The following is a 13298-nucleotide window of genomic DNA, read 5'->3' on the forward strand; positions in this document are numbered from 1 at the left end:
CGAGCTCGGTGAGCGCCTACCGGTCCTTCACCGTCTCCATCGCGACAAACGTCGAGGTCTGGGCTACGTGCGGCAGGGCAGAGATACGCTCGCCGAGCACGCGGCGGTAGGCGGCGATGTCAGTCGTGCGGACCTTCAGCAGATAGTCGAAGCTCGACGCCATCATGTGGCACTGCTCGATCTCCGGCACCGCCTGCACCGCGCGGTTGAAGGCGTCGAGCGCGGCCGAGCGGGTGTCGGACAGTTTCACCTGGACGAAGGCGACATGGCCTTCGCCCATGCGCTCACGGTCGATGATCGCCTGGTAGCCCCTGATGAAGCCGTCCTTCTCCAGCCGTTTGACCCGGGCCTGCACCGGTGTCTTCGACAGGCCGACTTTCGCCGCCAGTTCCGACATGGAAAGCCGGCCGTTGCCGCCCAGGGCCGACAGGATGTTCCTGTCGATGCGGTCCAATTGGTCTTCTGTCACTGGATTCCTGGTCGAATTGGACGTTGCCCGTCCTAATGATAGATCAATCGACCTGTCCTGTCGATTTCTTTGGACCGACTGGAATCCCTACTTATGTTAGCTTGCGCCGTTCGGTCCGGTGACCGCCGGCCCGCCCCCTTATGCTCGCTCTACAGGACCGCCATGCCAGCGCTCGACACCATCCGCCAGCAAATCCGTGCCAATTATTTGCCCGACGAAGACCAGGCGGTGAAGCGGCTGGCCGAGGCGGCCGGGCTGTCCGTCCAAGACCGCAAGGCGATTTCGGCCCGTGCCGCCGATCTGGTGCGCGCGGTGCGCGGCTCGTCCGATCCGCGGCTGATGGAGGTCTTCCTGTCCGCCTACGGCCTCTCGACCAAGGAGGGCGTGGCGCTGATGTGCCTGGCCGAGGCGCTGCTGCGGGTGCCCGACACCGAGACGATGGACGACCTCATCGCCGACAAGATCGCGCCGCACGACTGGTCGGCGCATTCGGGCGGCTCGAGCTCGATCTTCATCAATGCGTCGACCTGGGCGCTAATGCTGACCGGCCGCGTGCTCGACGAGGGCGAGGGCGGCATCGAAGGCACGCTGCGCGCCATGGTGCGCCGGCTCGGCGAGCCGGTCATCCGCAAGGCGGTTGCGGCGGCGATGCGCGAGATGGGCGAGCAGTTCGTGCTCGGCCGCACCATTGCCGAGGCGGTCAGGCGCGGCAGGCCGATGACGCAGAAGGGCTATCTCTATTCCTTCGACATGCTGGGCGAAGCGGCCCGCACCGAGGCCGACGCATTGCGCTATCTCAAGGCATATGCCGACGCCATCTCCTCGCTCGATGCCGGGGCCAACGGCCCCGACATCCGCCAGAACCACGGCATTTCGGTAAAACTGTCGGCGTTGCATCCGCGCTATGAAGTGACGCAGAAGGAAAAGATGCTGCCCGTCATGGCCGAGCGGCTGCTGTCGCTGGCGCTGGCGGCGCGCCATTCGCGCATGGGGCTCAATATCGATGCCGAGGAGGCCGATCGCCTCGATTTGTCGCTCGACGTCATCGAACGGGTGCTGGCCGAGCCAGAGCTGGCCGGCTGGAACGGTTTTGGCGTCGTCGTGCAGGCCTATGGCCCGCGCGCCGCTTTCGTCATCGACTGGCTCTACGAACTGGCGAGGAAATACGACCGCAGCATCATGGTGCGGCTGGTCAAGGGCGCCTATTGGGACACCGAGATCAAGCGGGCGCAGACGCTCGGGCTCGACGGCTATCCGGTCTTTACCCGCAAGGCCAACACCGACGTCTCCTATCTGGCCTGCGCTAAGAAGCTGTTGGCGATGACCGATCGCATCTATCCGCAATTCGCCACACATAACGCCCACACCGTCGCCGCCATCCTGTCGATGACGACGGAGCGCGATACATTCGAGTTCCAGCGGCTGCACGGCATGGGAGAGGCGCTGCATGAGACGGTGCGGCGGGCCGAAGGCACGCGCTGCCGCATCTATGCGCCGGTCGGCGCGCATTCCGACCTGCTTGCCTATCTGGTCCGCCGGCTGCTGGAGAACGGCGCCAACTCCTCGTTTGTCCACCAGCTCACCGACGAGGAGGTCGAGCCTGAGGACATCGCCCGCGACCCGCTCGAGACGGTGGAGAAACAAGGCCCCGCCGCCAATCCGGCGATCGTGCCGCCGTCGGCGATCTTTGGCCCCGGCCGGCGCAATTCCAAGGGTTTCGACATCACCGACACGCTGACGCTGGCTGCGATCGACAAGGCTAGGGCCGAGTTCGCCGGGCCGGACCGCTGGCACGCCAAGCCGGTCAGCCGCGCCGCCGGCGATGGCAAGCAGCGTCCGGTCGTCAATCCGGCAAAACCTTCGGAAGTGGTCGGCACGGTCAGCGAGGCCGGCGCCAAGCAGGTCGAGACCGCCGTGCGCATCGCCGTCGAGGCACAACCGGCATGGGCAAGACGCCCGGTCGCCGAGCGCGCTGCCATCCTCAACCGGGCGGCCGATCTCTACGAGGCGAACGCCGTCGAGTTCTTTGCGCTCGCCGCCCGCGAGGCCGGCAAGTCATTGGCCGATGGCGTCGCCGAGGTGCGCGAGGCGGTCGATTTCCTGCGCTACTATGCGGCTGAGGCCGCCAATGCCGAAGCTGGAACGGAGGCGCGCGGCGCCATCGCCTGCATCTCGCCGTGGAATTTTCCGCTCGCCATCTTCACCGGCCAGATCGCAGCAGCGCTCGTCACCGGCAATTCCGTCATCGCCAAGCCTGCCGAACAGACGCCGCTGATCGCCTTCCGCGCTGTCCAGCTGCTGCGCGAGGCCGGCGTGCCGGAAGACATCATCCAGCTTCTGCCCGGCGACGGCCCCACGGTCGGCGGCCCGCTGACCGCCGATCCGCGCATTGCCGGCGTCTGCTTCACCGGCTCGACCGAGGTCGCCAAGCTGATCGAAAAGCAGCTCGCCGAGACCGCCGCGCCCGACGCCATGCTGATCGCCGAGACCGGCGGCCTGAACGCCATGATCGTCGATTCCACCGCGCTACCCGAACAGGCGGTGCGCGACATCCTGGCCTCCGCCTTCCAGAGTGCCGGCCAGCGCTGCTCGGCATTGCGCATGCTCTATGTGCAGAAGGACGTCGAGAAGAAGATGCTGGAGATGCTGAAGGGCGCGATGGAAGCGCTCAGCCTCGGCGACCCCTGGCGGATCTCGACCGATGTGGGCCCGGTCATCGACGACGAGGCGCAGGCGTCGATCCGCGACTATTGCACGAAAATGGGCCTGCAGGGCCGGCTGTTCGCCAAGCTCGAAGCACCGAAGGACGGCCGCTTCGTCGCGCCGCACGTCTTTCGGGTCAAGGGCATCGAGGAGTTGGAGCGCGAGGTGTTCGGCCCGGTGCTGCATGTCGCCACCTTCGATGCCGACGAGATCGATGCGGTGATCGCCGCGATCAACCGCAAGGGCTATGGCCTGACCTTCGGTCTGCACACCCGCATCGAAGGCCGCGCCCAGCATTTCGTCGACGGCATCCATGCCGGCAACATCTACGTCAACCGCAACCAGATCGGCGCCGTCGTCGGCGCGCAGCCGTTCGGCGGCGAGGGGCTTTCCGGCACCGGGCCGAAGGCCGGCGGCCCGCATTATCTCCGGCGCTTCCGCAAGGGGCCGGAGGCCGGCACCCATCTTGCCGAAGGCCGCAAGGTGACGGCGACCGAGCTCGCCGACAATCTGCCGGATCCGGCGTTTGGCGGCTGGTCGACGCGTCCGGATCGCGTCGCCATCCTGAGGAAACATCTGCGCGGCAAGGGTGCCGCGGCCATCGGCACTGCAGCCGCGATCGATTTCGGCCAGGTCGACCTGCCCGGGCCGACCGGCGAGGCCAACACGCTGTCGCTGTCGCCGCGCGGCCGCGTGCTGTGCCTCGGTCCGGACGCCGATACGCTGCTTGCTCAGACGATCCAGGCGCTGGCCGCCGGCAATGCCGTGCTCGCCGTCGCACCCGGCGCGCCGGCGGCACTGTCGGCGCTGACCGGCAAGGGCCTGCCGCTGGCGGCGATCGACGGCCGTCCGGACCCGGTCGAAGCGCGCTCGCTGCGGGTCGATGTCGTCGCCTTTTCCGGCACGCCCGAGGCCGCGCGCATCGTGCGTAAGGTCATCGCCGAGCGCGCCGGCCCGATCGTGCCGCTGGTCAGCGAAGTCTATTATCCGGCCGCCTATGCCCACGAGCGCGCGGTCTGCGTCGACACCACGGCGGCGGGCGGCAATGCCAGCCTGCTGGCTGCGGCCTAGGTTTCGCCAGGGCTCGCGTATCGCGGGCAGGGCGGCGCCAACTTTGGTGTCGGCATGGGGACGGTCGCTACCTGATACCGAGCGGCACTTCGAACTGCCAGGCCGAGCGACCAGCTCCGTCTGGAATCGGGGGAAACGGAGAAGCCCGGCGGACCGCGTCGAGAGCGGCCTTGTCCAGCGCGGCAACACCCGAACTGCCCGTCAGCCTGGCGGACCGGACCCCGCCATTCGAAGCGACTGTGAAGGCAACCGTAGCCGTGCCGGTGGCGCGCGTGCGTGTCGAATTGAAGGCCCGCACCAGTTTTGACCTGATCTTGCCGGGATAGTTGGTGACGGCGGCATTGCCGACGCCTGATTTGCCGCCCCTGCTGGCGGTCAGGATCTTGCCGTCCTTCTTGCCGTCGGCCGTGCCGCGCGCGACATCCGTTTCGTCACGGCCGCCGGAGCCGGTCTTTCTCTTCTTGGAATCGGCTTTGGCAAGTGCCTTGCCCGACTTCTTGCGCAGGGCCGGCTTTTCAGGTTCGTTTGCTTCGGCCTTCCTGGCCGGCTTGCTCTTTGCAGTTGCCTTCTTCGACTGCCTGGGCTCCGGCCTGTCCAGCTTCGGTTCTTCCGCCGCGCTGACTGTCTCGGTCGTCTGGACTGTTTCGGCTGGCGCCGGTGCCCTTGTCTCGGCAGGCTCGGCCGTTTCGGTGGCGCTCACCGGCGGCGGCACGGCATTGTCGTCGGCAGGCACCAGCCTGTCGGTCGCAAGGATGTCGGGCGAGGGGTCCTGGCGCGCCGGCTGGACCGGTTGCGCAGGTGCGGGCTCGGTGCGATCGGCAAGGGCAGCAGTTTCCGTTGCGGCCTGGCTGACCGGCTCGACCACTCCCGATGCTTCGGCCGCGTCAGTGACCGGCTGGAGCGTCTCCTCGGCCGCGGTCGCCTGTGCCTCGACCGTTTCGACGGGCTTGGCGTCGAGCATGGTCACCATCGTTACGTTGGCCACTTCCCGGTCGTCTGCGGCATTGCCGGCCGCCTGCTGCGGATCGGCGCCGAGCAGCATTTCGCCTTGCTGGTCGGCACCTTCGATCGTTGGCCGGTCGTCCGGCAGCGTGAGAAAGGCCAGCGCCAAGGCTACGTGGAATGCGCAAGAGCAGGCGATCGCCACCGTCCAGTTGCGGCGCCGCTGCGTCTGTCGTGCCTGCCACAACGGCTCCACAGGGACCGTAGGCAAGTCGCCATCGGCATCGGCGATGTAACTGTCTTCCGGCCTGTCGCGCGGCGAAACACGCAGCGCCCCGCGCGGGATGGCGAAATCCGGATCGTCCGGCTCCGGCGGCAGGATGCCGGCTAGCGGCCACGCCACGGCGTTTCGTGCGAAGGCGGGTTCCAGTCCCAAAATTCAGACCCCAAAGGCGATGCCGGTCCTGGTCTGCGTCTTCAGTCCGCGCATGCAGGCATTCGGCTCGGCGCCGGCGCATTCCGTAGCGCTGTTGATCAACACGCGGCTGACCTTGCCGCAATCGGTGCCGGCAAGGTCGAAACGCGTCACCTTGGTCTTGCCTGCCGGCAGCTCCTTGAAATCGAGCACGGTCAGCCGATCGACGACACCGACCTCGTTGAACAGCGCGATCTCGAATGCCGCCTTGGACAGACCGGCGCCGAGATTGTTGGTGACCACGAAGGTCAGGCGGCAGCCCTTGTCGGAAGGCTGCGCGCCGTTGAGCTCGAGGAGAAGCGCCGGCGCTTGCTGTTGTGTCCATGCCGGAGCCGCCGCAAGCGACATTGCCAGCGCCGCGGCGAACAGACGAAGGGATGCCGTCATGCCTGTCATTGTCGTCAGCCTCCAAACCTCATGGTCGCCGCCAGCTTCAGCGTGACGCCGGGCTCGTAGACGACGCTCGTCGTCGACGCGTTCAGCGGGTTGGCATATTTGACGTCGCACAGATTGTCGGCGCGGAAATCGACCTTGAAATTGTCGGTCGCCTGGTAGCTGGCGAATGCATTGACCAGCGTGTAGTCCCTGGCCACCGGATTGCCCTGCGGCTTGCCGTTGTATTGCACCTCGCCGCCGATGGTCAGCCGGTCCTCGAGAAAGCGAAAGCCGAGTTGCCCGGTGACCTGGGAGGAGGGGACGGTGACAAGGTCCGCCCGTTCGCCTTCATAGGAAATCGTGCGGCCGTCGGTGACCGAGGCGGAAAGCCCGGCAAAGCCCCAGGCGGCGTCATAGACGCCCTCCATCTCGAAGCCGCGGATCTTGGCCTTGGCGAAATTCTGATACTGGAAGCAGATCGGTATGCCCGGACCGAACGGGCAGCCGCTGGTCGGGTCGAACGCCGATAGAGTTACGCCGTCGATGTAATCGTCGACATTGTTGTTGAAATAGGCCGCCTTCAGCCGCAGCGCGTCGTCGGCCTCGATGACGCCGTTGGTGCTGTAGTTGACGCCAAACTCCACAGTCTTGCCGGTTTCGGGCTTGAGATTGGGGTTGGGGAGGAACGGGAAGCTGACGCCGGCTGGATGGTTGCCGCTGATCAGGGTCTCCGACAGCGACGGAGAACGATAGCCTTCCGCGTAGGTGCCGTAGAATTGCAGCCCGGAAAGGCTGGCGGTTTCGAAGGGCGAAACGCCTACTGTAATGCGTGGCGACAGCCGGTTACCCGAGGTTTCGCCGACATCGCTGTCGAGCTTGTAGCTGTCGTAACGCACCCCGGCGATGACCTCGAGCCAGTCCCAGGTGAGCTTGTCCTGGACGTAAGCGCCGGAGACGTTCCTGTTGCCCGAGGGCGTGTAGAAACTGTCGCCGCCCGCCGTGCCGCCTGTCTCGACATCGTCGCCAACCCAGTCGCCGCCATAGGTCAGCTCATGCGCAATGCCGACGGTCTCGAATCTCGACGTGTTCCAGATGTCGATGCCGGAGGTGCCGATGTCGAACGTCGATTTCGAACCCGCTGGCAGGACGATCGGAAGGCCGGTGACCGGATCAAACCGGTTTTGCGCGATAAGGGTCGTCAGATCGAGCTTGGTTTTGTTGTAGGATGCGTTGACGTGGAGATCGAGCCAGCTTTTGTCTTCGTCGGTGATGTTGTAGCGGGCCGTGAAGGTATTCGCCTGCAGGTCGGCGTCGTTCACCGGCGCGCTGCCGCTGGTCTCGGTCCATCCGTCGTTCGAGCCGATCCAGCCGAGCTTCAGCTCGCTGTTTTCGCTGGGGCGGATGGTCGTCTTGAGCAGGCCGCTCAAGACATCGAAGCCAGTGCCCGCCACAGTGTCGCCGCCGCCATGCTTGTAGTCGTCATAGTCGCGGTAGACGATATTGCCGAGCACGTCCCAGTTCTCGTTGATCCGATAGGCGCCGGTGGCGCTGGTGGTCCAGCCTTTACCGTTGGTTTCATAACGTCCGGTCGCTGATGCCGCCCAGGTCTCGTCCGGCTTGAGGAAATCCTGCGCATCCTTGGTGTCGAAAAAGACGACGCCGCCGATCGCCCCGGAGCCGTAGGTGTTGGCGACCGGGCCGCGGATCACGTCGACGGATTTGATCAGTTCGGGATCGATGTAGAAGGTCGATTGCGTACCGTGATCCGAGCGCTGGAAATTCTGGCGGGCACCGTCGACGATGACCGAGACGCGGCCGAAATCCTGCAGGCCGCGGATGTTGATGCTGGAGCTGACACGCCTTGCGTCGGCCTGGACGGCGACACCCGGTACACCGAACAGCATTTCGTTGGGCGTCGTCGCCATGCGGCGCTCGAGCTGTTCCTCGTCGACATGGCTGGCCGAAGCAAGCGACTCGATCGCCGTCTCGCCGGTACGGCTGAGGATCAGGATCTTGTCGAGCAGCGTGATGCCGGGGGCCGGCTTTGCCTGTTCGGGCTGTTGAGACAGGTCAGTCTGCTGGTCGGCTGCCGGCTGGGCGGTCTGCTGGGCGCCGGCCGGTGTGGCGAGGAGCGGGATCGCCGCCGCGCCGGCCAGCAACGCGGCCATTTTGCTTGTCATAGAACAATGTGTCAGGCCGCTGCCCGCCAGCCGTCCCCAATTTGCCAACCCCATGCTGCAACTCCGAGAATCCATGTTCGATGCTGGCTGGCTTGGGGCTCGCTGGCATTTTTCATCGCATCCGGCTCTTAAATGTTGACTCATTTACTCCGGTATTGCACTGCTAGATAACATGATCATTCGAGTCAAGAATTGAATCGGCATTGCACGCAGGCGCCGAGCCAGATGCCCAGCACCGGAAAGGGATCGAACCAATGAACACGCACAATCCCAGCGACTTTCGCTATCGCGTCCGCCGTTCCGACGAAAATTCCGTCCGTTTCGACCGGGTCCAATCGGCCGTGAGAACGCTGTCCAGCAACACGCTGTTCCAGGGCGAGCACGAGATCGGCATCGAACATCACGGTGCGCTGTATCGGCTGAAGATCACCCGGCAGGGCAAGCTCATCCTCAACAAGTAGGTGGTAGAAATGGACCAGCGCGTAAAACCCGCCCCGCACGAGATCCGGCGGGCACGGGCAGACAATCCGAAAATGCGCGAGCGCGACCTCGCCGCCCAGCTCGGGATTTCGGAGGCCGAACTGGTCGCCGCGCATTGCGGCGACGGCGTCGTGCGCGTCGAGCCGCGTGTCAACGACCTCCTGACTGGCCTCGAAGCTGTCGGTGAGGTGATGGCGCTGACCCGCAACGAAAGCGCGGTGCACGAGAAGATCGGCGTCTACGACAGGGTCGTCACCGGCAATCACAATGCCATGGTGCTCGGTGAGAACATCGACCTGCGCATCTTCCCGAAAGTCTGGGCGCACGGCTTCGCCGTGGAAAAGCGCGACGGCGCCGACATCCGACGCAGCCTGCAGTTCTTCGACACCGCAGGCGAGGCGATGCACAAGGTGCATCTCAGACCCGCATCCAACCTCTACGCCTATCAGAAGCTGGTGGCCGGGCTGGAATCGCCGAACCAGGAACCGACGGTGGCGATTTCAGCGGGCGCGGCTGACGACGAGACCGAGACTGCGGGCAATTCGGCGAGCGTCGACGATCTGCGCGACCGCTGGAGCCAGCTGACCGACGTGCATCAGTTCTTCGGCATGTTGAAGACACTGAAGCTCAGCCGCCGCCAGGCGGTGCGCATGGTCGGCCAGGACTACGCCTGGCTGGTCGACAAGGATGCGGTGGGCGCCATGTTCAACCACGCCGCTGCTGGCGCCATGCCGATCATGTGCTTTGTCGGCAATCGCGGCTGCATCCAGATCCATTCCGGCCCCATCGCCTCGATCAAGCCGATGGGACCATGGCTCAACGTGCTCGACGAGACCTTCCACCTGCACCTGCGCACCGACCACATCGATGAGGTCTGGGCCGTGCGCAAGCCGACCAAGGACGGCCATGTCACGTCGCTCGAAGTCTATGGCGCCGACGGCAAGATGATCATCCAGTTCTTCGGTAAGCGGCATGAAGGCGAAAGCGAGCGCGAAGACTGGCGCTTTCTGGCCGAAAACCTGCCGCGTATTCCAAGCCCGACCGCAGCCTGAGGAAAACGACGATGGTTCTTTTCTCCAGGCTGGCATCGGTCTCCAGGTCGGCGCCTGGTCCTGCGGCCGCTGTTTTCCTGGCGTTCGCCGCGCTGATGCCGGCTCAAGCCGCCGAGGGCATCGCGACTTTCGCCGACCGCTCGAGGATCGTAGCCATCGGCGGCTCGATCACCGAGATCGTCTACGCGCTCGGTGAACAGGATCGTCTTGTCGCGCGCGATTCGACCAGCCGCTATCCGCAAGCGGCGGCAGAACTGCCTGACGTGGGCTACATGCGCCAGCTGTCGCCGGAGGGTGTGCTGTCGGTCAATCCGTCGGGCATATTGGCCCTGCACGGCAGCGGACCGAAGGAAGCCGTCGACGTCTTGAAGAAATCAAGCATCCCATTCATCGAGGTGCCCGAGCGCCATGATAATCAGGGCATTCTCGAAAAGATCCACATCGTCGGCAAGGCGCTCGGCACCGAGGCCAAGGCCGATGCGCTGGCGGCCCAGATAGACGCCAAGCTGAAGGCTGCAGAAAAGCAGACCGCGTCGATCAAGGCGCGCAAGCGCATCCTGTTCGTGCTGTCGATGCAGGGCGGCAAGCTGCTTGCCGCCGGCAGCGACACCGCCGCCGACGGCATCATCAAGCTTTCGGGCGGCATCAACGCCATCGACGGCTTTGCCGGCTACAAGCAATTGTCGGACGAGGCAGTCATCACCGCCAGGCCCGACGTGATCCTGATGATGAACAATGCCGGACCGGCCACCGCGGATGACGAATTGTTTTCGAACCCTGCCGTGGCTTCGACGCCGGCGGGTGCCGCCCGCAAGCTGATCCGCATGGACGGCGGCTATCTGCTCGGCTTCGGCCCGCGCACGGCCGACGCCATCCACGACCTCGCCGTCTCGCTCTATGGCGGCCAGGTCACGGATTGAGCGCGATGGCGGATCATTCGATCGCCGGTGCGGCGGGCATCATGGCGACGGCCGCCGAGGGTGACCGTTCGCGGCGCGCCCGTCTCGTCATCGTGCTGCTCTGCGTCGGGCTGGCTGTCGCCGTGCTGTTGTCGCTGACCTCCGGCGCATCCGATGCCTCGGCCATCGGCGTCATGCACAACTGGCTGTTCGGCGCGTTGCCCGGCGATGCGGCGTTGAGCGCCCGCGACCGCCTGATCATCCATGACATCCGTCTGCCGCGCATCATTCTGGGCGTGCTGATCGGCGCATCGCTTGCCGTCTCCGGTGCCGTCATGCAGGGGCTGTTCCGCAATCCGCTGGCCGACCCCGGCCTGATCGGCGTTTCGGCCGGATCGAGCCTCGGTGCGGTCGCCGTCATCGTGCTCGGCTCGACCATGCTGGCGCCGCTGACTTCGGCGCTCGGCACGCTGGCTCTGCCGCTGGCTGCGTTCTGCGGCGGGCTGGCGACGACATTGCTGCTCTATCAGGTCGCGACACGGCAAGGCCGGACCTCGGTCGCCACCATGCTGCTCGCCGGCATCGCGCTGGCGGCGCTTGCGATGGCGCTGACCGGCATCCTGATCTTCATGGCCGACGATCGGCAATTGCGCGACCTGACCTTCTGGCAGCTCGGTTCGCTGGGCGGCGCAACCTGGCAAAAGATCGGCTCGGTCGGGCCGGTCATCGTGCTGGCGCTGGCGGCAATGCCGTTCCTGGCGCGCGGCCTCAACGCGCTGGCGCTCGGCGAGGCGACGGCCGGCCATCTCGGCATCCCGGTGCAGCGGCTGAAATACACCGCGATCGTCGGCGTCTCGGCAGCGGTCGGCGCGTCGGTCGCCGTCAGCGGCGGCATCGGTTTCGTCGGCATCGTGGTGCCGCATCTGCTGCGTCTGCTGATCGGCCCCGACAACCGTTACCTGCTGCCGGCATCGGCGCTGCTCGGCGCCGCGTTGCTGCTGTTGGCCGACGCCGTTGCCCGCACCATCGTTGCCCCGGCCGAATTGCCGATCGGCATCGTCACCGCGGTCGCCGGTGCCCCGTTCTTCCTGTGGATCCTGCTGCGCAAGCGCGGCGTCATCGACCTGTGAGAGACCGTTTGGAAACTCTACTCTGGCGGCCATCTGATGGCGTTGCCAGAGCGATTTTCGAAACAGTCTCTAAGGGGTTCTTATGATCGAAGCGCGCGATGTCTCGGTGGCGATCGGCGGCAAGCGCATTGTCGCCAATGTGGATTTCGAGGCGCGGCCCGGCGAAATCGCGGCCATCGTCGGCCCCAACGGTTCGGGCAAGACGACCTTCCTCGAAGCACTGTCCGGCGATCTTGGCTATTCGGGAGAGGTCACCATCAACGGCCGCAATCTATCGGCGATGAAGCCGATCGAAGCGGCGGCGCTGCGCGCCGTGCTGCCGCAGGCGACGACGCTGTCCTTCCCGTTCACCGTGCGTGAGATCGTCAGGCTGGGCCTGGTCGGCGGGCGTTCCGGCGCGCTGCCCGGCGAGGACCAGCGCCTGCCCGAACGGGCGCTGGCTCGCGTCGACCTCGACGGTTTTGCAGGCCGCTTCTACCAGGAGCTGTCCGGCGGCGAACAGCAGCGCGTGCAGCTTGCCCGCGTCCTCTGTCAGGTCTGGGCGCCGGTGCTCGACGGCAAGCCGCGCTATTTGTTCCTCGATGAGCCGGTGTCCAGCCTCGACATCAAACACCAGCTGATCATCATGGACATCGCGCGTGATTTCGCCAGACGGGGAGGCGGCGTGGTCGCCATCCTGCACGACCTCAATTTGACGGCGATGTATGCCGACAGGATTTTCGTGATGCATCGCGGCAAGCTCGCCGCTACAGGTTCGCCGCAGCAGGTGCTCAGCGACGAGCTGATCGAAAAGGTCTTCGATTGCCGGCTGAAGGTCGGTGTGTTGCCGGCCGCAAACATGCCGTTCGTATTGCCGCAATCGGCAGCGTAGGCAATCCGAGAAGTCAGGCGGCCGGCGCCCTTTGCACCAGCATGTCGATGCCGAGCAGGTGCCTCACGTTCGGGCGCGCCGCCACCAGATCGGCGATCGTGTAGCGAGACAGCACGGCGAAGAAGGCGTTGAGCGCTTCGCGCAATGCCGAATTCAACGCGCAGCTGTCGACCAGCGGGCATTCGGCGGCGTCGTTCTCGAAGCACTCGGCCATGGCAAAGCTTTCCTCCGTCACGCGCACGACGTCGAACAGGCTGATTGATTCGGCCGCGCGGCCGAGCCTGACGCCGCCATTCCTGCCGCGCACCGTTTCGATCAGGCCGTTTTCGACCAGCGGCTGCAGGATCTTGAACAGGAAAAGTTCAGATACCGAATAGGCGGCGGCGATCTCGGGGATGCGGCTCAACCGCTCGGTGTTGGCGGCGCAATACATCAGAATGCGCATGGCGTAGTTGGTCTGACGGGTAAGCCGCATTGTGTCCTCACATAACAGTGGTTGGCGTCAATATGGCCTATAGTTTGGAACAATTCCAGACTGGCGCTGCATAATAGGTGAATTCCGGCGTCAAGTTTGCGTGCACGATTGCGCGCGCCGGAACCAGCGGCGCGCTTTCTGGGGCAGGCGACACTAGATAAGTTCGCATACACGAT

At 65.3% G+C, this 13298-nt stretch carries 11 protein-coding genes; 6 read left to right on the plus strand and 5 right to left on the minus strand.

Features of this window, described 5'->3' with window-relative positions; genetic code table 11:
• Window positions 1-16 precede the first annotated feature (16 nt).
• The gene (locus NKI19_RS25045; protein ID WP_352490661.1) at window positions 17-469 is read right to left on the minus strand and encodes an Lrp/AsnC family transcriptional regulator; all 453 of its coding nucleotides are present in this window, start codon (window positions 467-469) and stop codon (window positions 17-19) included.
• A gap of 162 nt (window positions 470-631) precedes the next feature.
• Here NKI19_RS25045 and putA point away from each other — a divergent pair, with 162 nt between their 5' ends.
• A complete protein-coding gene (gene putA, locus NKI19_RS25050) occupies window positions 632-4243 on the plus strand; it encodes a bifunctional proline dehydrogenase/L-glutamate gamma-semialdehyde dehydrogenase PutA (protein ID WP_352490660.1) in 3612 nt (1203 codons plus the stop codon).
• 67 nt (window positions 4244-4310) lie between these two features.
• Here putA and NKI19_RS25055 read toward each other — a convergent pair whose 3' ends face one another.
• Genes NKI19_RS25055 through NKI19_RS25065 form a run of 3 tightly spaced genes read right to left on the minus strand, consistent with a single transcriptional unit; the run spans window position 4311 to window position 8269 of the window.
• Window positions 4311-5588 carry an energy transducer TonB family protein gene (locus NKI19_RS25055; RefSeq protein WP_352490659.1) on the minus strand — a complete coding sequence of 426 codons (1278 nt, stop codon included), beginning with the start codon at window positions 5586-5588 and terminating at the stop codon, window positions 4311-4313.
• Between the two features lie 36 nt (window positions 5589-5624).
• Window positions 5625-6056, minus strand: coding sequence for a hypothetical protein (locus tag NKI19_RS25060; RefSeq protein ID WP_352490658.1), 432 nt, complete (start codon window positions 6054-6056; stop codon window positions 5625-5627).
• A 5-nt stretch (window positions 6057-6061) separates the two neighbouring features.
• Window positions 6062-8269, minus strand: coding sequence for a TonB-dependent hemoglobin/transferrin/lactoferrin family receptor (locus tag NKI19_RS25065; protein ID WP_502899332.1), 2208 nt, complete (start codon window positions 8267-8269; stop codon window positions 6062-6064).
• Window positions 8270-8469: 200 nt separating this feature from the next.
• On the opposite strand from NKI19_RS25065, the gene hemP reads away from it, so the two are divergent.
• From hemP to NKI19_RS25090, 5 genes are all read left to right on the plus strand, one after another.
• Window positions 8470-8676: a hemin uptake protein HemP gene (gene hemP / locus NKI19_RS25070; protein ID WP_352451949.1), complete on the plus strand. Its 207-nt coding sequence runs from the start codon at window positions 8470-8472 to the stop codon at window positions 8674-8676.
• A gap of 9 nt (window positions 8677-8685) precedes the next feature.
• Window positions 8686-9747 (plus strand): hemin-degrading factor, encoded by a 1062-nt coding sequence (locus NKI19_RS25075; RefSeq protein ID WP_352490656.1) that lies wholly within the window; start codon window positions 8686-8688, stop codon window positions 9745-9747.
• Between the two features lie 11 nt (window positions 9748-9758).
• Window positions 9759-10667, plus strand: a complete 909-nt coding sequence (locus NKI19_RS25080) for a heme/hemin ABC transporter substrate-binding protein (RefSeq protein ID WP_352490655.1) — start codon at window positions 9759-9761, stop codon at window positions 10665-10667.
• A gap of 5 nt (window positions 10668-10672) precedes the next feature.
• A complete protein-coding gene (locus tag NKI19_RS25085) occupies window positions 10673-11776 on the plus strand; it encodes a FecCD family ABC transporter permease (protein ID WP_352490654.1) in 1104 nt (367 codons plus the stop codon).
• A gap of 82 nt (window positions 11777-11858) precedes the next feature.
• Entirely contained in the window at window positions 11859-12647 is a 789-nt protein-coding gene (locus NKI19_RS25090; RefSeq protein ID WP_352490653.1) for a heme ABC transporter ATP-binding protein, read from the plus strand.
• 13 nt (window positions 12648-12660) lie between these two features.
• Here NKI19_RS25090 and rirA read toward each other — a convergent pair whose 3' ends face one another.
• Window positions 12661-13122, minus strand: a complete 462-nt coding sequence (rirA, locus tag NKI19_RS25095) for an iron-responsive transcriptional regulator RirA (protein WP_023676431.1) — start codon at window positions 13120-13122, stop codon at window positions 12661-12663.
• Window positions 13123-13298 lie beyond the last annotated feature (176 nt).

This window comes from Mesorhizobium sp. M0751 (assembly GCF_040320265.1).
Classification (GTDB): domain Bacteria; phylum Pseudomonadota; class Alphaproteobacteria; order Rhizobiales; family Rhizobiaceae; genus Mesorhizobium.